The sequence below is a fragment of the Sorangium sp. So ce381 genome, assembly GCF_051473845.1.
In the GTDB taxonomy this organism is placed as follows: Bacteria; Myxococcota_A; Polyangia; order Polyangiales; family Polyangiaceae; genus Sorangium; species Sorangium atrum.
In genome coordinates this window covers 5,189,292-5,210,358 of the sequence record NZ_CP150336.1, presented here as the reverse complement: position 1 = coordinate 5,210,358, position 21,067 = coordinate 5,189,292, and the positions used below count along the sequence as shown (strand labels likewise).

Annotated in this window: 15 protein-coding genes and 3 tRNA genes; 8 read left to right on the top strand and 10 right to left on the bottom strand. The window is 70.4% G+C overall.

Features of this window, described 5'->3' with window-relative positions; genetic code table 11:
- Nucleotides 1-488: 488 nt before the first annotated feature.
- The gene (locus WMF29_RS19530; RefSeq protein ID WP_437330290.1) at nt 489-1,925 is read left to right on the top strand and encodes a serine/threonine protein kinase; all 1,437 of its coding nucleotides are present in this window, start codon (nt 489-491) and stop codon (nt 1,923-1,925) included.
- A 51-nt stretch (nt 1,926-1,976) separates the two neighbouring features.
- Here WMF29_RS19530 and WMF29_RS19525 read toward each other — a convergent pair whose 3' ends face one another.
- From WMF29_RS19525 to WMF29_RS19515, 3 genes are all read right to left on the bottom strand, one after another.
- Nucleotides 1,977-2,780, bottom strand: a complete 804-nt coding sequence (locus tag WMF29_RS19525) for a hypothetical protein (protein ID WP_437330289.1) — start codon at nt 2,778-2,780, stop codon at nt 1,977-1,979.
- Nucleotides 2,781-2,987: 207 nt separating this feature from the next.
- Complete coding sequence (locus WMF29_RS19520; RefSeq protein WP_437330288.1) at nt 2,988-4,115, bottom strand: carboxylate-amine ligase; 1,128 nt, start codon at nt 4,113-4,115, stop codon at nt 2,988-2,990.
- A complete protein-coding gene (locus tag WMF29_RS19515) occupies nt 4,112-5,095 on the bottom strand; it encodes an ATP-grasp domain-containing protein (protein ID WP_437330287.1) in 984 nt (327 codons plus the stop codon). Before WMF29_RS19515 ends, WMF29_RS19520 begins: the two co-directional genes overlap by 4 nt.
- Nucleotides 5,096-5,460: 365 nt before the next feature.
- On the opposite strand from WMF29_RS19515, the gene WMF29_RS19510 reads away from it, so the two are divergent.
- From WMF29_RS19510 to WMF29_RS19500, 3 genes are all read left to right on the top strand, one after another.
- Nucleotides 5,461-5,532 (top strand) — tRNA-Val (locus WMF29_RS19510).
- Nucleotides 5,533-5,577: 45 nt separating this feature from the next.
- Nucleotides 5,578-5,654 (top strand) — tRNA-Asp (locus tag WMF29_RS19505).
- Nucleotides 5,655-5,820: 166 nt separating this feature from the next.
- Nucleotides 5,821-5,897: transfer RNA gene (locus WMF29_RS19500), tRNA-Asp, on the top strand.
- Nucleotides 5,898-5,996: 99 nt separating this feature from the next.
- On the opposite strand, the gene WMF29_RS19495 is transcribed toward WMF29_RS19500, so the two are convergent.
- From WMF29_RS19495 to WMF29_RS19485, 3 genes are all read right to left on the bottom strand, one after another.
- The gene (locus tag WMF29_RS19495; protein WP_437330286.1) at nt 5,997-7,535 is read right to left on the bottom strand and encodes a hypothetical protein; all 1,539 of its coding nucleotides are present in this window, start codon (nt 7,533-7,535) and stop codon (nt 5,997-5,999) included.
- 119 nt (nt 7,536-7,654) lie between these two features.
- Nucleotides 7,655-9,016 carry a sugar transferase gene (locus WMF29_RS19490; RefSeq protein WP_437330285.1) on the bottom strand — a complete coding sequence of 454 codons (1,362 nt, stop codon included), beginning with the start codon at nt 9,014-9,016 and terminating at the stop codon, nt 7,655-7,657.
- Nucleotides 9,017-9,451: 435 nt separating this feature from the next.
- Nucleotides 9,452-10,924, bottom strand: coding sequence for a hypothetical protein (locus WMF29_RS19485; RefSeq protein ID WP_437330284.1), 1,473 nt, complete (start codon nt 10,922-10,924; stop codon nt 9,452-9,454).
- A 328-nt stretch (nt 10,925-11,252) separates the two neighbouring features.
- On the opposite strand from WMF29_RS19485, the gene WMF29_RS19480 reads away from it, so the two are divergent.
- The gene (locus tag WMF29_RS19480) at nt 11,253-12,542 is read left to right on the top strand and encodes a glycosyltransferase family 4 protein (protein ID WP_437330283.1); all 1,290 of its coding nucleotides are present in this window, start codon (nt 11,253-11,255) and stop codon (nt 12,540-12,542) included.
- 179 nt (nt 12,543-12,721) lie between these two features.
- Here WMF29_RS19480 and WMF29_RS19475 read toward each other — a convergent pair whose 3' ends face one another.
- A complete protein-coding gene (locus WMF29_RS19475) occupies nt 12,722-13,330 on the bottom strand; it encodes a hypothetical protein (protein WP_272099193.1) in 609 nt (202 codons plus the stop codon).
- Nucleotides 13,331-13,896: 566 nt separating this feature from the next.
- Here WMF29_RS19475 and WMF29_RS19470 point away from each other — a divergent pair.
- Nucleotides 13,897-16,428 (top strand): hypothetical protein, encoded by a 2,532-nt coding sequence (locus WMF29_RS19470; protein ID WP_437330282.1) that lies wholly within the window; start codon nt 13,897-13,899, stop codon nt 16,426-16,428.
- Nucleotides 16,429-16,488: 60 nt separating this feature from the next.
- On the opposite strand, the gene WMF29_RS19465 is transcribed toward WMF29_RS19470, so the two are convergent.
- Nucleotides 16,489-16,797, bottom strand: coding sequence for a YciI family protein (locus WMF29_RS19465; RefSeq protein WP_437330281.1), 309 nt, complete (start codon nt 16,795-16,797; stop codon nt 16,489-16,491).
- Nucleotides 16,798-16,967: 170 nt separating this feature from the next.
- Between WMF29_RS19465 and WMF29_RS19460 the strand changes: the two genes are divergently transcribed.
- Nucleotides 16,968-17,885, top strand: coding sequence for a hypothetical protein (locus WMF29_RS19460; protein WP_437330280.1), 918 nt, complete (start codon nt 16,968-16,970; stop codon nt 17,883-17,885).
- A 147-nt stretch (nt 17,886-18,032) separates the two neighbouring features.
- On the opposite strand, the gene gloA is transcribed toward WMF29_RS19460, so the two are convergent.
- Both gloA and greB read right to left on the bottom strand, forming a co-directional pair.
- On the bottom strand, nt 18,033-18,428 hold the full coding sequence (gene gloA / locus WMF29_RS19455; RefSeq protein ID WP_437330279.1) for a lactoylglutathione lyase: 396 nt from the start codon (nt 18,426-18,428) through the stop codon (nt 18,033-18,035).
- Nucleotides 18,429-18,472: 44 nt separating this feature from the next.
- Nucleotides 18,473-18,946 carry a transcription elongation factor GreB gene (gene greB / locus WMF29_RS19450; protein ID WP_272099185.1) on the bottom strand — a complete coding sequence of 158 codons (474 nt, stop codon included), beginning with the start codon at nt 18,944-18,946 and terminating at the stop codon, nt 18,473-18,475.
- A 259-nt stretch (nt 18,947-19,205) separates the two neighbouring features.
- Between greB and WMF29_RS19445 the strand changes: the two genes are divergently transcribed.
- A complete protein-coding gene (locus WMF29_RS19445; protein WP_437330278.1) occupies nt 19,206-21,065 on the top strand; it encodes an acyl-CoA dehydrogenase in 1,860 nt (619 codons plus the stop codon).
- Nucleotides 21,066-21,067: the final 2 nt, after the last annotated feature.

The window sequence follows — 21,067 nt, the reverse complement described above, 5'->3', positions numbered from 1 at the left end:
GAGCAGGTCGCTCACCGTGTATCACGACTCCAGCGCCCGCGTCTTCAACGCGAGCTGGCGCACTTTTCGCACCTTTACGCGCACTTTTACACGCGTCTTTACACGCAACGAATCATTCCCTTTCGCGGCGCTCGGTTCCCATCGGTTCGCATCCGTTCCCGTCGCTTCGCATCGCTTCGCATCCGTTCCGATCTCCTCGCGCGTCACATCGATCGCCCTGGCCGCGCTCGCTGCGCTCTCTCTTCGGGCCGCGCTCGCCTACCCTCCGCTGCGATGCGTCCATCCGAGGCGCCTTCGCCCCCGAGCTTGAGGTCCGTATACGCTTCGTGGCACCCTGGCTTTGCGGGACCTCCTTCGTGACGTGCAGGCGCGATGGCGCTGCGTCGCTCCGGCAGACGTCGAGGCTACGGGCCTCCACGAACGTAACGGCGGCACTCGATCCCTACCCCTCCAAACTCCGCCTCCCCATCCAGTAGGACGACCACCGCGTGCAGATCCTGTCGGACCTCAAGCCTGGAGACACGCTGGGCCGCTACGAGCTCCTCATGCCGGTCGCCCGCGGAGGGATGGCGGCCGTCTGGGCGGCGCGCCTCGTGGGATCCCGCGGCTTCCAGAAGATCGTCGCCATCAAGACGATGCTGCCGGAGTTCGGCGACGACCCCGCCTTCGAGGCGATGTTCCTCGACGAGGCGCGCCTCGCGTCCCGCATCCGGCACCCCCACGCGGTCGAGATCGTCGAGCTCGGCGACGAGAACGGCGTGCTCTACATCGTGATGGAGTGGGTCGACGGCGACACGATCGCCACGCTGAACAAGCAGGTGAAATCGACCGGGGGCGTCGGCGTCCCCCTGCCGATCCTCCTGCGCATCGCCTCGAGCATCTGCGCCGGCCTGCACGCCGCGCACGAGCTGCGCGACGACGAGGGCAGGCTCGTCGACCTCGTGCACCGCGACATCTCGCCGCAGAACGTGATGGTGTCGTTCGACGGCATCGTGAAGATCGTCGACTTCGGCGTCGCCAAGGCCACGGGCCGCCTGCACGAGACGCACGTCGCCGGCCAGCTCAAGGGCAAGATCCCGTACCTCTCGCCGGAGCAGCTCACGTCGGGCAAGGTCGATCGGCGCGCCGACATCTTCTCGCTCGGGGTCCTCCTCTACACGACCCTCAGCGGCTATCACCCGTTCCGCGGCAAGACGGACGCGAAGACGATGGAGAACATCATTCGCTTCGCCCCCGTCCCCATCCGCGAGCTCGTGCCGGACGTCCCCTTCGATCTCGCGCTGGCGATCGAGCGCGCGCTGGCCAAGGATCCGGCGGACCGCTGGAGCGACTGCGCGTCGTTCCAGCGAACGCTCGACCAGATCGCGATCTCTCTCGGCGCCGCGGTCACGGAGGGCGACGTCGGCCGCTTCGTCCGCGAGACGCTCGGGGACGCCGTGGCCGAGCGCCGGAAGAAGCTCGCGACGGCGATCCAGCTCGCGGACAGCCGCTTGTCGTCGCGCGGGGAGCCCCGCTCCACGTCCGGGCGGCGAGGCGAGCCGCGCAGCAGCAAGCGGCCGCCCGCCGGGAACACGCCGCTCCCCGCCACGTTCGCCGGCATCCTCCCCGTCTCTCTCGACGAGCCGCCGCCCAAGTCCTCCTTCCCGCCGCCACCGTCCAGCCGCAAGCTGCCGGTCAAGTCCGCGCCTCCGGCCCTGATGACGCCGGCGCCCCGCCGACGGCGGCGGTGGCCCCGCCGCGTCTTCCTGGCCTTGGTCGTGGTGCTGCTGCTCGTCTCGGGGGCGGCGCTCGCCGCCCGCGCGGGCCTCCTGCCCGTGCCCGGCGAGGTCCACGACGCCCTTCGCGACGTGCGCGCGCTCCTGCGCGGCGCGCGCGAGGTGCTCCGCGGCGTCCTCGAGCGGCTGAGCGCGCTATTGGCCGATTAGCGCCGATTAGCGCCGATTAACGCCGACCAGCTTCGCGCGGCCGCGCGGCCGTCACTTGATGCCGGCGGACGGCTCCGGCAGGCAGACGCCGAGCGTGCAGAGCAGCAGGTTGACGTCGCCCGCCGCGCAGTACACCTGCCGCGCGCAGTAGTCGTCGTAACCGCAGAGCTGATGGCAGGACGCCTCGTTCCCGAGCTCCCCGGTGAACGTCATGCACGACCAGCCGCTCGACAGCCAGAGCCCCTCGGGCCGCTTCGCGTCGAAGAGGCACGCGTCGGCGCGCGTCTCCGGGTCGAACACCTCCGCGGTGCAGGCGTCGCCTCCGGACAGCTTGCTCCGCGCGGCGGACATCGTGTTGAGCAGGTAGGTCACGTCGCACGCCTGATCCGAGGCGGAGTCCCGCGCGATCCGGGCGCGTAGCTCGTCCTTCCTCGCCGCGTAGGACCGCACCGCGCGGATCGCGCTCGTGACCTGGTTGTTGCCGCCGTCGGGCTTCGTCCCTTCGGCGAGCGCCGCCAGCACCTTCTCGACCAGCTGCTCCGCCTCCGGATCGGCGCCCGCGGAGCCGTCCTTCGCGTAGCCGAGCCGGATGTACGAGGGCGGCGTGCGCGGCGTGCACGGCTTCGCGTGCGCCCAGAGCTCCTCGCTCACGATGGGCGGCCGCTTCGTGAACGGCTGCTTGCAGGCGCCCACCGATCCGGGAGGCAGCGAGCCGGAGGCCCGCGGCGTCGGCTGCCCAGGACCTTCGTTGACGTACTCGGTCGACGCGCAACCCGCGGCGCCCGCGGCGGCGGACAGCGCGAGCAGACAGCCCACCGAGAGAGCTGCGGCGCAGCGATGCGGAGCGTTTCCCACGGCCGCACGGTAGCAGAGCCGGCGCGCGAGCAGAAATTCTCGCACGGCGGCGCCCTTCGACCGGCGGCCACCTCGCGGTGCGTCCTGCCGTCCCGCCGCCCATGCCCCGCCGAGCGCCTCCGCCGGAGGCGCCCGCGGCCGGGAGGAGGACCCCTCCCGGCGCGCGGCATCCCCGCGGCGGCCTCCGCCGCCGGGCCGCTCGGGGCCTTACAGCCCGAGGCTCGACTGCTCGATCAGGTCGTCGACCACGGCGTGGAAGCTCTTCGTCCGGGCGTAGACCGCGAGCTGGCGATCCGCGCTCGTCCCGTCGCGGAGGATCGCCCGGATCCGCTCGAGCTCGCCCTGCGACCCGAAGATCTCCGCCGACTCTCGCACGAACTCGAGGAGCTCGCCGACGAGGTGGCGGACGGGGACCTGCTCCTGCTTCCCGAAGTCGATGAGCTGCCCGTCGAGGCCGTAGCGCACGGCGCGCCACTTGTTCTCCTCGATGAGCTCCTGCCGGTACTCGCGGAACCCGAGGTTGCGCCGGTAGAGGAGGTAGAGCTTGCCCATGACCGCCTGGACGAGCGCGGCCAGCGCCACGGTGTCGTCGAGGCGCGTGGTCATGTCGCAGATCCTGACCTCGACCGTGTCGAAGAACGGGTGCGTGCGGACGTCCCACCAGATCTTCTTCGCGTTGTCGATGCAGCCCGTCTTCACGAGCAGGTCGACGAAGCGCTGGAAGTGGCCGTACGACTCGAAGGGCCCCGGGATCCCGGTGCGCGGGAAGCGCTTGAAGATCTCGCTGCGCGTGCTCTTCAGCCCCGAGGGGCGGCCGAGCCAGAACGGCGAGCTCGTGGAGAGCGCGAGGATGTGCGGCAGGAAGTAGCGGACCTGGTTCGCGAGGGCCATCGCCACCTCGCGGTCCTTGACGCCGACGTGGACGTGCAGCCCGAAGATGAGGTTGGCGCGGGCGACGTCCTGCAGGTCCTCGACGATGCACCGGTAGCGCTCGCCGTCCGTGATGTCCTGCTTCTTCCAGTCGCTGAACGGGTGCGTCCCGGCCGCGACGATCCGCATCCCCCCTCGCCGCGCGAGCGTGTTCAGGCTGCCGCGCAGCTCGGTGAGCTCTCCCCTCGCCTGCCGGATGTCGCGGCAGACGCCGGTGCCCGTCTCCACGACCGACTGGTGCATCTCGGGGCGGGCCCGGCCGCGCAGCAGCTCGTGGCCCGGCCCCCCCTCGAGCAGCTGGCTCACGTACGACCGCAGCTCGCGCGTCTCCGCGTCGACGATCTGGAACTCCTCCTCGATGCCCAGCGTGAACTGGCCGTCGAGGAGCCCCTCGACGTCGGTCATGACGTGGCCCCGAGCCGAACTTTGCCCACGGAGGGCCGGACGAGCCTCGACCACGCGTAGCCGTCCCGCGTCCGCCGGTCGCCCCGCGAGCACTCCACGGCGAACGCGACCATCCAGTCGACGGCGATGTTGAAGTACCGCTCCCGCAGGTGCTCGATGTGCATGTCCGGCGCCGGGTTCGTGAAATCGATCGCGTACGGGACGCCGTCGCGGATCGCGAACTCGATCGAGTTCATGTCGTAGCCGAGCGCCTTGTTGATCTTGATCGCGTCCTCGATGACGCGGTCGTGCAGCGCCTTCGGGAGCCACCGCTCGCTGTCGTGCTGCACGTAGCAGCCGCGGAGCCCCGTGGGGCCGATCGCCCTGGGGTCGTACTGGATCGGGAGGACGCGATCCTTGCCGACGCAGATGCAGCGGACGTAGTCGTCGAAGTCGATGAACTCCTGCAGGGTCATGACGTTCTGCCCCGAGGCGTTGTAGGCGGCGAGCAGCTCCTCCTGGCTCCGCACCACCGACACGTCCTTCCACCCGCCGCCGTCCGCGGGCTTGAGGATGGCCGGGAAGCGCACGTAGTCGACGATCGCCTCCCAGTTGAGCGGATACTCGAGGTTGCGGAGGCTGCGCTCCTTGACGATCGCCGGGATGTAGTCGCGCTGGGGCAGCATGACGGTGCGCGGCGTCGCGATGCCGATCTGCGACGCCAGCGAGTAGCCGAAGAACTTGTCGTCCGCGCTCCACCAGAACGGGTCGTTGATCACGAACGCCCCGCCGAGCGCGGCGGCCTTCAGGTAGAAGCGGTAGTGCTTCACCTCCTGGCTGATCCGGTCGATGAGCACCCGGTACGGGCTCTCGAACCGCTCGGGCGTCCCGCCGAGCTTCGCGATCTCCGCCCGGACGCCGGGCACCTTGTTGCACCTCTCGAGGAACGCCTGAGGGAACGACTGTTCCCAGCCGACGAGGATGCCGATCTTCTCCGCCATACGTTGCTTGCTCCTCCCACTACGCCTACGCGCGGCTGGCGCCGCTGACGCACAGCGTAGCGCGGACACACGGGAATTTTGCGCCATAAGTGTATCGATGAATCAGGTTGTCACACGGTTCAGCAGCTCTGTTCGCACGTCCGTTCGGCGTTCGTGACGGCGCTTGCCATCGCAGCAAACGAGCGACGCGAGGCCTGGACGCGGATCGCGAGCGTGGCGACGGGCGCGCGGCAGGCGCGCGGCGCGTGGCGAAAGCCACGGAGATCCCGGAGCAGACGCGGGCTCGATCAGCCAGGGACGGAGGCCGCGAGAAATAAATCTTGACGGACTCCGTTCGGCGAGTACAGTCGCGCACCTCTCCGACGGGGCGGGTAGCTCAGCGGCAGAGCGTCGGCCTTACAAGCCGATGGTCGCAGGTTCGACCCCTGTCCCGCCCACTTCCTGGGTCTAGGGGCCTGGGTGATCTGTAGTGATGTCAGTCTGGGGTGGTAGTTAAGTTGGTTATAACGCCGGCCTGTCACGCCGGAGGCCGCGGGTTCGAGTCCCGTCCACCCCGCCAGCTTTCTTCCCTATCATCTGAGCCGATGCTCGCCTGAGCCTCCCTCGGTTGGCTTGCATCGCTCGGTGCAGGCCAGGCGAGGAGGTCTGGCTCGTGGCGAGCTTGCTCATGGGAAGGAAAGCCGAGCAGGCTCGGCGCTCGCTGAGCGATCGGTTCGCTGACGTCTGGGGTGGTAGTTAAGTTGGTTATAACGCCGGCCTGTCACGCCGGAGGCCGCGGGTTCGAGTCCCGTCCACCCCGCCAACGCTTCTTGAATCTCCGCCGCGCCGCCGTCCGCGGTCGCCCGCCGCTCCTGGCGGGACCGGGCGCTTCTGGCGCGCGTGGCGTGCAAGGCGCTGCGCCTCAGTCGTCCCGCCGCGAGAGCGTGAGCAGCGCCTTGACCTTCGAGTACGAGATGTAGGGGTTGTCCTCGCTGCCCCCGAGATCGTCGTCGTCCTCGCCCGCGCCCTGGGCCCGCACCGGGATCCAGAGATAATCCGGGTGGAGCTCCTTGCCGTTGATCCCGTTCACGATCGAGGGGTTCTTGATCCACTCGCCGCCCAGGATGTTGAGGTTGTCGTCGAGCTCGAGCACATAGTGCAGCTCCGACACGGAGAGCGGGACGGTTCGCTGCTCGGGCGGCGTGAGCAGCGTCTCGCCGGTGACCGAATCGGAGATCATCCAGAAGCGCGCGGCGACGCGGACGAAGCGCGTCGCGCTCGGGTTGAACCGGTAATTGTAGCAGTCGGCGCCCATGTACGCGCCGCCGCACAGGAGCCGCGCGGCCTGCTGGGCGTCCACCTCCTCGATGACATCGATCGAGAACTGCTTGACGGGGAAGCTCCACACCTCGACGTCCCAGGTGTGGTCGACGATGAACATGAGCTTCTGTCGCTCTGTCGAGTCGCCGTGGAGCGGCTTTGCTCCGACCGCGAGCAGCCCGGTCATGGCCACGTGCATCGTGGCCGGGTTGAGGTCGCGGCAGGCGGGGTCGATGGGCCTGCCGTAGACGTCGCGCATCGTCCGATCCGCCCGCGTCTCGCAGCGGCGCCCCGAGAAGGTCACCGAGTCGCTGAAGTAGAGCTCGCTCATGAGCGCCTCGATGTCCGCCATGCGGAACAGGACGCAGCCGGTCTCCGCCGCGGCGCACTCGGTCACGGTCGAGCCGGAGAGCTTCACCCGCACGTCGCGGCGCGGCCCGGCCCCCTCGGCGGCGACATAGGCCGACCACCCGTTGCAATGCCCCCACCAGTACTCCGGATAGACACCCTGGTAGAGCCCGTGATGCTGTAGCTCCCAGCGCGTGACCGGGCCGGCCACGACCACCGCCGGCTGGATATAGGGAGGATTGCGCAGGTACGGAGGCCGCCTGAGGTCGTCCATGCTCCACGCGGCGATGCCCCCGAGCCTCTCCATCTGCCCCGGATGGAAGAGGACATCGTATTTCTCGGCGGGAGAGAGGTTGTCCGGGTCGGACGTCCGATCGGAGTAGTTCTTGTTGGCCGAGTTCCAGCGATCGGCGATCCCGTTCTGCCGCTGCGGCCACCAGTTCGAGGCGAACGCGGTCGACTGCGCCTCGCCTTCCCGGAGCGTCGAGTTGAGCTGGAGCAGGGAGCCCCGGAGGTCGGGGTGCAGCTGCGAGGGCAGGTTGGCGCCGTCGATCGCCTCACGACCGCCGGTTCGAGGGATGAGGAGCTGGTGCGCGCCGCCGAGGATCTGGCCGGTCTCGGGCGAGAAGCCGAGCACATAGGGCAACTCTCCGCCTTCCGTGAAGCGGAAGGTCGAGACGTTCAGGCTGCTCTCCGCGACGGCGACGCTCTCTCCCGGCGTCGGGTCGAGCTCCGCACAGCCCTGCACCAGAAGCACCGAGCTCACGACGCTCGCCCATCTCCACGTCTTCATCGCCGAATCCCCCCGGAGACCGACGCCCGCCGATCTCTGGCGCGTGCTCTGCAGAGGGCGCGCCACCGGGCCCGGCGTTAAAGAGCGCAGCCATTGCACGGCGCGGCAGCCGGATCATTTCACCGTGCGCCGATGCGCCAGAGCACGACCTTCACGGTGTCGATGAGGATGGAGATATCGAACCAGAGCGAGAAGCTCTTCATATAGTAGAGATCATACTGGAGCTTCTCCAGCGCGTCCTCGGCGGACGCGCCGTAACGGCAGCGCACCTGTGCGTGTCCCGTCACTCCCGGCTTCACGAAGAGCCGCTGCCGGAAGAAGGGGATTTGCTTCTCCAGCGCGTCGATGAACTCGGGGCGCTCGGGCCGCGGCCCCACCATGCTCATCTCGCCGACCAGCACGTTCCAGAGCTGCGGCAGCTCGTCGAGCCGCGTCTTCCGGATGAACCGCCCGACGCGGGTGACGCGCGGATCGTTCTCGGTGGCCCACGCCGCCCCGTCCTTCTCGGCGTCGGTCCTCATCGAGCGGAACTTGTGGATCCTGAACGGCTTCCCGAGAGCGCCTGTCCGGATCTGCGAATAGAGCGCCGGCCCCCTGGAGTCGAGCTTCACCAGGGCGGCCGTGAGCGCCATCAGCGGCAGCGCGAGGACGAGCCCGACGGTCGCGCACACGACGTCGAAGATCCGCTTCGCCAAAAGCGTCCGCCGCCGCACGCTGAACCCGTGAGAGAAGATGATCTGGCTCGGCTTCAGCTCGCGCACGCAGATCTTGCCGGTCACCCGCTCGTAGAAATCCATGCCCTCCTCGATCTCGACGCCGCGGAGCTTCAGATCGAGCAGATCTTCCAGCGGGAAGGCGGCGCGGCGCTCGGACGTCGCCACGATCACCGCCCCGACGCCGCGCTGCTCGACGAGGCGCCGGAGGTCTCGGTACCTCCCCGCGATCTCGGCCTCGTCGATCGGCTCCTCGTCGCGGACGAGCCGGCCGGCGAGGCGCAGCCCGAGGACCTGTCCATCCTTCCGGATGAGGGCCGCGCACGAGCGGGCGAGCTCGCCCGAGCCCAGCACGACCGCGAGCTTCGAGAAGCTCTCGCTCCTCATCACCCGATCACACGCCGCGCGCCACGCGGGGAGCACGAGCGCCGCCGCCCCGAGCGACGTCAGGATCACCCGATCGCTGATCTGCGCGTCCGGCACGAGCCAGAACGCGAGCCACAGCACCGCCGCCGCCAGGCCGAGCGCCCGGAACGTCGTCAGGACCAGCGCCCGTGCCCTGGGAGGCTCGGGCCCGTACAGGCCGTGATAATAGAGCGACGCCAGCGCCACCAACGAGATGCTCGCCGTCCGTCCGAAGCGCTCCCCATCGAGCGTGTGCTCCCAGCCCACGAGCACGCCCGGCGCGCAGCACACCAGGAGCGAGACCAGGCTGGCCTCGACAAACCACACCATGGCCCGGCGCGGCGACCGGAACAGCTCCAGCATCGTCCCTCCACTCGTCGGCCCCGGGCGGCCGCACACCACGGCGCGTCGCCTCTGACAGGGCACATACGGTTGTAGTTGAACCTACATTAGAGCAGACCGGGGCAGATCGCCAGATGCCTCCGACGAATCTCATTTCATGACGGCGGACTGAGCCGCCGCGCGCGGGGCCGGGCCCGGCGAAATTGGCGATTTCGCGGCCGGATTGCGACGATGACGTGCGCGCTGTCGTGGGGAGTCGCGGCACGAGTAACGCCGTCGACGGATTGCATACGTCGAGTCCTTAGCGTCATGTGGACCGAGGCGGAGCCGCTGCGCGCCACGTCAGGGGGGCGCCGCTCGGTGCGCTGTAGTCTCGGCGGCTCTCCGGCGGCTGAGCCGTCGCGCGGGTGGGCGCGCCGCTCCCGGCCGGCAGAGCGATTGGCGTGTCGAGGGGGGTTATCGCGTGTCGCGCATCGCGCGCGGGCCGGCTTGCGCGGCGCGCGTGGGCGGGGTCTCGCCGGAGGCGTCTGGGGTCTCGCCGGCGGCGTCGCCGCCATCGTCGAGCTCGCGGCCTGGCTCGGGCGCCTGCCAGCGGCCCGAGGGCATCCCCTGGATCATCGCGCTGCGGCGCTCGTCATCCCATGCGCCGTCGGGATCGCGGCGGAGCGTCCGGTGTCGATCCGTCGACAGCGTCCCCGAGATCCCGGCGCTGACGATGCTCCTCAGCGAGCCGCCGGCCTCGCCTGCGCTCGGCGCCGGATCGAGCGCGGCGCGCATGTACTCGAGATCGACGCCGCCGCTCAGCGCGATCCCGCGCCAGAGGGGATAGGAGATCTGCGCGCCGGCGAGCGCCGTGGTCGTGGACAGCGACCCTTCCCTGGAGGGCGCCGGCGCGCCGGGGGTGAGGTGGAGCGGCGGATTGGCGGCGACGGGGGCGCTGCCGGTCGAGAAGCGGGCGACGCCGGTGACGATGAGGTCGCGGGTCGCGCCGCCCCGGGCGGGCCGAAAGCTCGCTTCGAGGGACGCCTCGTGCTCGTGCCCGAATCCGATCCTCGGCCCGAGCGACGTGTAGGCATAGGCGTAGCCTGCTGTCAGCCGATAGCGCTGCTCGACATAGGTGAGCCCGATCCGCGCCGCCGGCGCGATCACCGCGTCGCGCGACGACAGCACGGGCGGCGGGCTCGCGACGGTCACGCCGCCGGCGACGCGCGTCGAGACGTTCCGCGTGAGCTCGTGGGACTCGGAGAGGAGCGCGGCGCCGGCGTGGACGCGGGCCGCGCCGCGCGTGAGATCGGTGTCGAGCAGCGCGTGACGGTACTGGGTGACCTCGTACCGGAGCTCGGGTGTCAGCGTGTCCAGCGCGCCGAGGTCGAACGAGGTGCTCACCTCGGCGCGCCCCGTGTGCGCGTCGATCCCGACCGCGGCAGGGTCGTCGGCCGAGAGCGCGCCCGCCTGCTCGTAGCCGGCGCCGAGGCGCACCGACGACCGCCGCGACGCCGTGATGGAGAGGGCCGGCCCGGCGGAGAGCGTGTATTGCAGGCGATCGCCGGACAGGAAGGGATCGCGCGCGGCGAGCGCGTCGTCGGCGCGCACGCCGAGGCGGGTCGCGAGGTAGCCGGCCGCGGCCATGGAGAGGTCCGCGAGCGGCGAGAGCGTCCAGCCCGCTCCCCCGCCGAGCCGCGCCGAGGCGCTGTCGGAGGGCGTGAGTCGAGCCGAGTCGAGCGAGACCTGAAATACCCGCTCGTAGCTCCCATCGACGCTCAGTCCATAACGCGACACCTCGCCCCGGAGAGAGCCCTCGAGCGAGCCCACGACGCCAGCCATCAGCGCTCCCGAGCCCACGTCCCCGACGTTCGACGCCACGCTCTGCTCCACCGCCGCCCGTGCCGTCACGTCGGAGTCCCACATCGGCAAGACGAACGAGAACACGCGCCCCCTCGCTGTCGAGCGGCAAGCCCCGCGGCACGGAGCGACCCGAATCGGCCGCCCTCCCCTCCCCGGCAGCACGCCCGGCGCCCGGAGCGTCCCACGTTCGATGATGTTTGCAACATTACAAATCTGGCCTCGGCATGCGCATGTCACGGGAGCGCGGCGCGCCGGGCTTGCGCGGCGCTGCCAGGGACGCTCCGGAGAGCGGGCCAGGTCGTGCGAGGCGCGCGCTCGCGGTGTGGACGTGCGCCGACAGGGCAGGACGTACCTCGGAGTCCATCGCTGCCCCGCTGAGGGCGGACCCATGGAGTGTAACAAATGTTACACCATGAAGCCTGGCGTGAACGTGGGCATGAAGGAGGCGGGCTGGCCGAGGCAGCCGCGCGTCCTCTGGGTGACGCGCATCTTTCCGAACCGGGTTGAGCCGCTGTCGTGCGCATTCCAGCGGCAGCAGCTCGCGGCGCTGTCACGCCGCTGTGCGGTGGAGGTGCTCGCGGCGATCCCGTACCACCCGGGCGTATCGCTCCTGGGCGAGCGCACGCGTCCGGGCCGGCTGGTGGCGGTGCCTGCGCGCGACGAGATCGATGGCGTCCCGGTGGTCCACGCGCGCGCGCCGTACCTCCCGGGGGCGGGTCGGGTGCTGGCGCCCGTGAACGCGCCGCTCTACCTGGCGGGGCTCCTGCCGTACGTCCCGCGGCTGCGGGGGCGGTTCGATGTCGTGCTGGGGGCGTGGCTCTACCCCGACGCCTGCGCCGCGGCGCTGCTCGCCCGGATGCTCGGCCTCCCTTACGCTGTGAAGGCCCACGGCACGGACGTGAACGTCGTGGCGCGCTGGCGCTCGGTGCGGCCGCTCGTCGGCAGCGCGCTCCGGTCCGCCGCCTGCGCGATCGGCGTGAGCCGGCCGATGGTCGAGGCGCTCGTGGCGCTCGGCGCGCCGAAGGAACGCGCGGTCCTCGTCCGCAACGGGGTCGACCGCGCGCTCTTCCGCCCTGCCGACCGGCGCGCGGCCCGGCGCGAGCTCGGGCTCCCGGCGCACGGGCGCATCGTCACCTTCGTCGGGCACGTCAGCCGGGAGAAAGGGATCCACGAGCTGCTGCGCGCGTTCGAGGCGCTCGGCAGCGACGGCAGCGAGCCTGTCCATCTCGTGATCGTCGGCGACGGCCCGGAGCGGGCTGCGGTCGAGCAGGCCGCCGCGCGGCGCGATCGCGAGCGCGCGCCGGCCGATCTGCGCGAGGGGCGCGGCCGGATCATCGCCGTCGGGGCGCGGCCGCTCTCCGCGGTTGCCCGCCACATGGCCGCGACGGATCTGCTGGTGCTTCCGAGCTGGGCGGAGGGAACCCCGAACGTGGTGCTCGAGGCGCTCGCGGCCGCGCGTCCTGTGGTGGCCACGCGCGTCGGGGGCATCCCGGACGTGGTGACGCCGGGGCGCACCGGCTTGCTCGTCCCGCCGCGCGATGCGGGGGCGCTCGGCCGGGCGCTCCGCGAGGCGCTCGCGCGCGCCTGGGACGAGGACGCGTTCGCCGAGGCGGCGCCGCCGTCGTGGGAGGAGAGCGCCGAGGCGCTGCGGCGGCTGCTCGCGCGGGCGGCGTTCGGGGACGACGGGCGGGCTGCCGCGTAGCTCTACTCCGGGAAGTTGCCCCGGATCAGCAGAAAAACCGCCAAGTCGCCAAGCCGCCAAGGGAAGAGGGGAAAGGGGGCCGTCCGGGCATCCCCCCTATTCCCCGGTTTTGTTGGCGCCCTTGGCGGCTTGGCGGTTCGCTTCCCCGGCCGACTTCCCGCAGTAGAGCCAAGGGCGGATCACCACGAGATCGACCAGGTGCACCGCGGCGCGCCGCGGTGCCTGCAGGACGTATGCTCGACCGAGCTGCGCCGGCTGCCGAGGAGCGCGAGGCCCGCCTCGACCCAGCCCGAGATACCATGGCTGCACATGTAGAGCGGCAGACCGCCGCCCGAGAGGGTGGCCCTCCCCGCGGCGTCGCTGATGGCCGTCGCGCTGAAGTCGCCGTACCTGAAATAGGTCTTGTACACTAGGCCGAAGCGCTTGAAGAGTACCGACGGCGAGCCCACCGCCGCCATCGTCTTGTAGGTCGTCGTCAGGTCCTTCCGGGCGATCTCCGCGCCGAAGAAGCGCATCTTCTCCATCCTGCCGCCGAAGAGCCCATGCAGGAGCGCGCAGTCGATCTCGAGGAGCGGCGCCATGTCGTGCCAGGCCAGCGGCATCGGCGGATCGTCGAGGTAGCGGGCCGCCTGCGGCGAGAGCTGGCGGCTCAGATCCGCCACGACCCGCTCGCCATAGCTCTGCCTCAGGGCCTCGGCGCGGGAGCTGATCAGGGTGCCCTTCACGAGGTTCCCCTCGCGGAGGATCCGAGGATCGCCAAGGAACTGGGAGGAGTCTGGCGTCGGCATACTGCAGAGCGCTCCTATCTTCGCCGAGTATAGCGACAGATCCGCGCGGAGGTGTGGCGGATTCGCGTCATGTGCCCTCGGTCCGCCGTGCGCGTGTCCTCCGAGGTTCCGAGGTGTCCGCGCCTTCCGGGGCCGCGGAGGGGCGCGGAGGCGAGGGCTCACCCCGCTCGATATTTCGATTGCGCTCGCTATTTCTACGCCGCTCTACGCCGCTCTACGTCGCCGCCGTCCTGCCCCACGATGCGCGAGCGCCACCTCATCCGCGATGGCGTCTCCTTCTCAGATGAATGGTATGCGACATTACCACCGGCGCGACGTGCGCGGCGCCGTCCTCCGCCGCTCGATCACAGGGATGATGCGCGCGTCTCGGCCCGAGGGCTGATGAGGTCGCAGCGCGCGGGCCGCTCGGCGGCGCCGTCGATGTTGGCCATGTGACACGGACGCGCACTGCTCCTTCCTTGGCGACGCGCGGCGCGCACGCAGATACTCGGCACGACGCGTGCTGTTCAGCGTGGGTCAACGCTGGCCGGCGCGGCTGTTCGCGCCCAGCGATACCGAGAACCAGCATGCGACCGATTCACCACATCCTCACCGCCGCGGTGCTCTCTCTGGGCCTTGTCGGGGCGCAGGGGCGCGCCGCCGCGCAGCCTGTCGCCGGTCACCCGCGACTCTGGCTCACGAACGAACACCTCCCCAGGCTGCGCGGGTGGGCCGCGGACGGCCGAAACCGCGTGTACACGGAAGCCATGGTGCCCGCGCTTCGGGGCGCGATCGCAGCTTACGAAGGCCGGTTCTATCCGAATGGCCGGCCGAACCCGACGTGGCCGGACGGCGGCACGAACGCCTACGAGCAGTATCCGACCGAGGCGTATGCCGAGTTTTTCGCGTTCATGTCGCTCATCGATCCCGACGCAGCGGCCCGCCCCACCCACGCTGTCAGGGCGCGCAACCTCCTGATGCATGCCATCGAGGAGGCGAGCAAGGGCAGGGCCGACGGCGAGCCCTTCCGCCGCCCGGGGTTCGCGACCGGCGACCGCTCGCGCTGGTGGGGTGAAGGCTTCCCGCTGACGGTCGACTGGATCTACGGCGCGACCGACAGCGGCGGCCGTCCGGTGCTCTCCGCCGGAGACAAGGCCAAGATACGGCAGGTCTTTCTCAGGTGGATTGACGACAACCTCCACGCCTCGACGGCGGGCAACGAGCACCCCCACCCGGTCGGCGTCATGAACGATCCGGCGCTCCTCCGCGATCCGCTCCAGCTCAGGTGGGCTGCGAACAACTACTATCTCGGCCATCTGCGCAACGTCACGCTGATGTCGCTCTCGATGGACGACGCGGACGACCCTCCGCTCGATCCCAGCGCGCCGGCGGGGGCGCTCGGCAACACGCTGCGCAGCTACCGCGCGGACGCGACCGGGGCGTGGCTCTACCAGGCCTTCGCCGTCTTCGAGGCCTCCGAGACCGCGGCCAAGCAGCTCGGGGTCCCGTCCGACGGGCTCGGCGTGGCCAGCGGCGGCATGCCCGTGGAGGGCTTCCTCTACGGCAGCGGCGGCGTCGCGACCCTCCACCAGGCGCTGCTCGGGCTCTATACGGCCGGCTACGGCGCCCAGGCCCAGTCAGGACCTCAGATCGGGCTGCTGCGCAGCGGAACCTGGGACCGCTTCACGGACGGGTTCCTGCACTCGATTGCGCCGGGCCCGATCACCTACCCGTCGAGGAGCGACCTCGGGCCGGTCTACGAGGTGGCGAACTACGGCGACACGCTGCAGAGCTGGGTCGAGCCGCGCTTCGCGGAGCTGTTCGGCTCGCTGGGCGTCTACGACCAGCTCACGGGCAACACGGCGCGCTTGCAGAGGTCGCGCTGGATCGTGGCCAACACGATCGCGGGCGGCGCGCCCGAGCTCTACGCGCGCACGTCCAAGATCTGGGGATCGCCCGCCCCGAGCCGGGCGATCCTGAGCTTCATGCTCTTCGATCCGGCCGCGCCGCTCCCGCCGGATCCCCGCCCGGCGATGCCCACCGTCTTCTTCGAGCGAGCGCAGGGGCGCGGCTCCCTCCGCGCGCGCTCGGACTGGACGGCGGGCGCGACGTGGTTCACCTGGCGGTGCGGCTGGGTCACCATCAACCACCAGATCGGCGATTGCAATCAGATCGAGCTCTACCGGAAGGGAGAGTGGCTGACGAAGGAGCACACGAGTTACTCGAACAACCTGATCGGGGCCACGACCGATTACCACAACACCCTCTCGCTGCAGAACGACAAGCCGTCGAACATTCGCTGGTTCGAGAAGGAGATCGTCGCGCGAGGCGGCCAGTGGCGCGAGGGGCGCGCCGCCGGCGATCCGATCACGCGCATGACCCGGGGCGCCGGCTACGTGTTCGCCGAGGGGATAGCGACGGATCTGTACAACACCCGCGAGAACGTCTGGACGCCGACGGACGCCGCCCGCGACATGGTCCATGCGAGCCGGTCGGTCGTCTGGCTGCAGCCGGATCACGTGGTCCTCTACGACCGCGCGACGTCGCGCACCGCCGGCCGGTTCAAGCGGTTCAACCTGATGACCACCTCGGCGCCGCGGATCGCCGGCCGGACGGCCAGCTCCGTGACCCCGCGGGGGCAGACGCTGTTCATCCAGAGCCTCTTGCCGCGGAACGCCCGCATGACGGCCGTGCCGATCGAGAACGTCGACAAGCCGGCGGCCATGGAGCCGACGACCCACCGCCTCGTCGTGGAGGATCCGACCGCTCCGACGGACGTCCGCTTCCTGCACGTGCTCCAAGGGGCGGACGCGGGCGCGGCGGTGGATACGGCGACGCGGATCGACAGCGCGCAGGGCTCCGGCTTCGACGGCGCGCTCGTGGCAGGCACGGTCGTCCTCTTCCGCTCGGATCTGCGCTCGGACCCGCAGCCGAGCTCGGCGCCGCTGTCCTATCAGGTGCCTTGCGCGACGCGCAGGCATGTGATCACCGGCCTCCTGCCGAAGACCGGCTACGACGTGGCCGTCGTCTCCCGGGAGCCGGAGCTCGCGATGCGCATCACGCCGGGCGGGCGCACCACGACGGACGACGCGGGCGTGCTCTCGTTCGACACGCCGTAGCGCGCAACGCGCCGCGGCCGCGCGGACGGCGCCGGGGCGATGAACAGCCCGGCGCCCCCTTCAGGGCTTCGGGGCGAAGGCCCGGTCGAGCTCCTCCTTTCCGAACACCGGCGCCCAGGGCAGGAGCTCGTACTGCGCCAGCCCCTTCTCCGTGAAAGGATCGCCGTCCCGGATCCGATCCAGCGTCGCCCCGGCCGCCTCGTCGGGCACCCGGAGCAGGAGCGCCCCGCCGTAGCGGGGATCGAGCGGCCCTGACACGAGCACGAGTCCCTGCTCGATGAGCCCCTTCAGATAGGCGCGGTGGGCGTCGACGGCCGGGAGCACCTCGTCGAGCGGTCGCCTGTAACGAATGATCGCAATCGCGTACATGATGTCGTGAGTCCTCGCGCCGCAATCTACCAGAGCACAGCGCGCCCGGTCGGAGAGTCTGTTCGCGCCAGGGCGCTCTCCGGCCGAGCTTCCGGCGGCAATCGCGCGGTCCCCCTTTCCCTTCGCGCTTCCGTCTGGCAGTGTGCGCGCCCTCCGCTGGAGACACCTGTATGGCGAGACCCCCGAAAGCAGCACCTGCTCCCGTTCTCCCGTCCTCGCCGGCCGCCGCGCTCGCTGCGTACGGCCGCGTTGAGCCGAAGCTCCTCGAGCTCGGCCCCGACGATCTCGTGACCGTCTACGTCGAGGTCCCCAGGGCCGTGAGCTCCGTGCTCTCCGCCCTGCCCCACCTGCGCGAGCTCCGCGACGAGATCGTCCGGGATCTCCCGAACCATCCGATCGCGATGCTGGACGAGCTCGAGGACTACGCCCTCGCGGCCTGGTACGCCGATCTCCTCTACAGCACGCCCGCGAGCGAGCTCGATGCGAAGAAGCTCACCGAAGATGCCAGCACGCTGCGCGAGGGGCTCCTCGTCGCCGCCGAGGCGCTCGGTCACAGGAACCTGCTCGACAAGCAGCGCGTCGCCGACATCCGCAAGGGCAAGGGGCACGCGGATCTCGCGAGCGATCTCATCGCCCTGGCCGAGCTCTTCCGCGGCTCCTGGGACAAGGTCCGCGCCAAGACGGCGGTCGAGGACGAGGAGCTCGAGCGCGCCGCGGATCTCGGCGTGCGCCTCCTCGCCGCGCTCGCCGCGAAGCCCGGCAAGGGCTCGTCCGCGGCGCCGAAGATCACCGACGCCGCCGATCGCCGCGCCCGCGCGATCTCGCTGGTCGCGAAGGCGTACGAGGAGTGCCGCCGCGCCGTCGCGTACCTGCGCTGGCACGAGGGCGGCGACGGCGACCTCGCCCCGTCGCTGCTGCAGAAGCCGCGCGGCCGACGCCCGAACGCCGAGAAGGCCGCGGCGGCCGCGAGCAGCGCCTCGTCCGAGGCGCCGGCCAAGGCGCCCGACGAGGAGGCGTCCGCGGCAGAGGGCGGCGAGCTCTCGTCCCCCGAGCCGGCGAACGACGCCGCGCCGGTCGTGAGCGCCTGATCGTCCGCGCCTCGCGGACTCGAAGCGAGCGCGCAGCAGGGATGAGGCGCGGGCAGCGCGGAGGCTCCTCTGGGCCTCCGGCCGCTCCGCGCCCTCCCCTGCGTCGACGCGCCTCGATGACCTCGATCTGCCGGCCTCGAGCTCCGGCTACCGGCTCCGGCTCGACTCCTCGATGAGCTCGACCTTGTAGCCGTCCGGATCCTCGACGAACGCGATCACGGTCGTGCCGTGCTTCATCGGGCCCGGCTCGCGCGTGATCTTCCCGCCCGCCGCCCGGATGCGGTCGCAGGCCCCGCGGATGTCGTCGACCCCGAGCGCGACGTGCCCGTACGCCGTGCCGAGCTCGTACTTGTCCACGCCCCAGTTGTACGTGAGCTCGAGCTCGGCGTGCTCGGGGTTCTTCCCGTAGCCGAGGAAGCAGAGCGTGAACTTGCCCTCCGGGTAGTCCTGCCGCGACAGGAGCTGCATCCCGAGCACGTCCCTGTAGAAGCCGATCGAGCGCTCGAGATCGCCGACCCGAAGCATCGTGTGCAAGATCCTCATGCCGATTCCCGTCTCCTTCTCCGGCCCTGGCGCCAGCGCGGCGCTCAGCCGTAACGCACCGAGATGAGCTCCATCTCCGCCTCGCCCGCCGGGCGGCGCACCGTGATCACGTCCCCCGCGCGCTTGCCGAGGAGCGATCGACCGACCGGAGAGCGCCAGCTGATGCGCCCTGCCGCGCTGTCGATCTCGTCCTCGCCCACGATCTGGTACGTGCGGCGCGCGCCGTCCTCGTCCTCGATCTCGACCGTCGCGCCGAAGAAGACCTTGTCGCCGCGCTGCTCGGACGGATCGACCACGACGGCCTTCTCCAGCCGCTTGGTCAGGTAGTGCATCCGCCGGTCGATCTCGCGCAGCTTCTTCTTGCCGTAGATGTACTCGGCGTTCTCGGAGCGGTCGCCCTGCGCCGCCGCGTCGGCGACCTCCTGGACGATGCGAGGCCGCTCCACGGAGCGGAGCCGCGCGAGCTCTTCGGACAGCCTCCTGGCCCCGCTGGGCGTGATGTAAGCCGGGTCGGACATGGTCGAGCGCGAGCGAGCCTACGCCGCGCCGCTCGCCAGTTCAACGCCATGAATCCCGGCGCGGAAGCCCCGCCGAGGACCCGCCTCGGATGCCCCGATCTTCACGGATCTCCACGAGATTCTCCACATGTTGCGGACGGTTGTTGACGCGCCGCGGCGACATGCTAGGCGAATGCAGAACTGTGCCGCAGCTGCGCGGAAGACCGGGAAGGGAACCGGCTGCCAGCGCCTCCCTGCCGCGGCAACGAGGAGGTCTCCCATGTCGAACGCTCAAACCCAACAGAACCGTTACAAGGCCGACCTCCGCGAGATCCGCTTCCTCCTCTTCGAGCAATTCCGCCTGGACGAGCTGCTCGGCAGCGCGCCCTACGACGCGTGGGGACGCGACGAGGTCGGGATGGTCGTCGACGAGGCGTACAAGTTCGCGTGCGATGTCTTCGGCCCGCTCAACGCGGTCGGCGATCGGGTCGGCTGTCGCATCGAGGGGGGGCAGGTCAAGACCCCGCCGGGGTTCAAGGAGGCGTGGGACAAGCTGTATGAGGCCGGGTGGAAGTCGGTCTCGGTCTCGCCCACCTACGACGGCCAGGGCGGTCCCTTCACGCTCTACACGGTGGTGGAGGAGTTCCTCTGCGGCGCCAACGCGGCGCTCAACATGTACCCCGGGCTGACGTACGGCGCGGCCGAGGTGATCGAGCACTTCGGGACGCCGAGGCAGCGCGACCTCTTCTTGAAGCGGATGTACGGCGGGCAGTGGAGCGGGACGATGTGCCTGACCGAGCCCCAGGCCGGGTCGGACGTCGGCTCGTCGCGGACGAGCGCGGTGAAGCAGAAGGACGGCAAGTACCTCATCCGCGGCACGAAGATCTTCATCTCCGGCGGCGATCAGGACCTCACCGAGAACGTCGTGCACCTCGTGCTCGCCCGCGTCGAGGGTGCGCCCCCCGGCACGAAGGGGCTCAGCCTCTTCGTCGTGCCCAAGATCCGGGTGAACGACGACGGCTCGCTCGGCGGGTCGAACGACGTCGTCGTCGGCAACATCGAGCACAAGATGGGCATCAACGGGTCGTCGACGTGCGTGCTCAACTTCGGCGAGAGCGACGCGTGCCTCGGGGAGCTCGTCGGCACCGTCGAGCACCAGGGCATGCCGCAGATGTTCCGGATGATGAATGGCGCGCGCATCTCCGTGGGCCTGCAGGGCGTGTCGGTCGCGTCCTCGGCGTACCTGAACGCGCTCGAGTACGCGAAGGATCGCAAGCAGGGCTCGTCGATCCTCCAGTGGAAGGACGCGACCGCGCCGCGCGTGCCGGTCATCGATCACCCGGACGTGCGGCGGATGCTGCTCGACATGAAGAGCCGCGTGGAGGGCATCCGCGCGCTCATCATCAAGCTCGCGCGCCACCAGGACGCGGTCGCCGTCTACCAGGGCAAGGACGACCGCGCGGCCGCCTACAACCAGGGCCAGGTCGACCTGCTCGTGCCGCTCGTGAAGGCCTACTCGTCCGACCAGGCGTTCCGCGTCTGCGAGACGGCGATCCAGACCTTCGGCGGCGCCGGGTACACGAAGGATTACCCGGTCGAGCAGTACTGCCGCGACGCGAAGGTCTTCTCGATCTACGAGGGCACGAACCACATCCAGGCGATGGACCTGGTCGGGCGGAAGCTCGGCCAGGGCGGCGGGGTCAACCTGCAGGCCTTCCTGAACGACGTGGCCGAGTTCGTGAAGGCCAACGAGAAGCACCCCGTCCTCGCCGCGAGCATCAAGGAGCTCCGCGAGGCGCACGAGGCCGTCGCCGGCACCGCGATGCGGCTGCTCTCGTGGTTCCAGATGGGCAAGATGCCGATGGTGCCGCTCGCGGCGAACCGCTTCCTCGAGATGATGAGCGAGCTCGCGATCGGCTGGCTCCTGCTCGACGGCGCGGTCATCGCGCTCAAGGCGATGGAGGGCCTCCCGGCCGGCGACGCCGGCGCGAAGGACCGCGCCTTCTACGAGGGCAAGAAGCACGCGGCCCTCTACTTCGCGGCCAACGTGCTGCCGCACGCGAAGTTCTCCGCCGAGATCCTCGGGCGCGAGGACTCGTCCGCGCTCGACATCCCGGCCGACGCGTTCGCGACCGTCTGACC

What these genes read in the sequence shown, in the direction of transcription:
- WMF29_RS19520 (WP_437330288.1), bottom strand. Translation starts at nt 4,115, where the DNA reads ATGACCGACGTCGAGGGGCTCCTCGACGGCCAGTTCACGCTGGGCATC.
- WMF29_RS19515 (WP_437330287.1), bottom strand. Translation starts at nt 5,095, where the DNA reads ATGGCGGAGAAGATCGGCATCCTCGTCGGCTGGGAACAGTCGTTCCCT.
- WMF29_RS19495 (WP_437330286.1), bottom strand. Translation starts at nt 7,535, where the DNA reads ATGAAGACGTGGAGATGGGCGAGCGTCGTGAGCTCGGTGCTTCTGGTG.
- WMF29_RS19490 (WP_437330285.1), bottom strand. Translation starts at nt 9,016, where the DNA reads ATGCTGGAGCTGTTCCGGTCGCCGCGCCGGGCCATGGTGTGGTTTGTC.
- WMF29_RS19480 (WP_437330283.1), top strand. Translation starts at nt 11,253, where the DNA reads ATGAAGCCTGGCGTGAACGTGGGCATGAAGGAGGCGGGCTGGCCGAGG.
- WMF29_RS19475 (WP_272099193.1), bottom strand. Translation starts at nt 13,330, where the DNA reads ATGCCGACGCCAGACTCCTCCCAGTTCCTTGGCGATCCTCGGATCCTC.
- WMF29_RS19470 (WP_437330282.1), top strand. Translation starts at nt 13,897, where the DNA reads ATGCGACCGATTCACCACATCCTCACCGCCGCGGTGCTCTCTCTGGGC.
- WMF29_RS19465 (WP_437330281.1), bottom strand. Translation starts at nt 16,797, where the DNA reads ATGTACGCGATTGCGATCATTCGTTACAGGCGACCGCTCGACGAGGTG.
- WMF29_RS19460 (WP_437330280.1), top strand. Translation starts at nt 16,968, where the DNA reads ATGGCGAGACCCCCGAAAGCAGCACCTGCTCCCGTTCTCCCGTCCTCG.
- gloA (WP_437330279.1), bottom strand. Translation starts at nt 18,428, where the DNA reads ATGAGGATCTTGCACACGATGCTTCGGGTCGGCGATCTCGAGCGCTCG.
- greB (WP_272099185.1), bottom strand. Translation starts at nt 18,946, where the DNA reads ATGTCCGACCCGGCTTACATCACGCCCAGCGGGGCCAGGAGGCTGTCC.
- WMF29_RS19445 (WP_437330278.1), top strand. Translation starts at nt 19,206, where the DNA reads ATGTCGAACGCTCAAACCCAACAGAACCGTTACAAGGCCGACCTCCGC.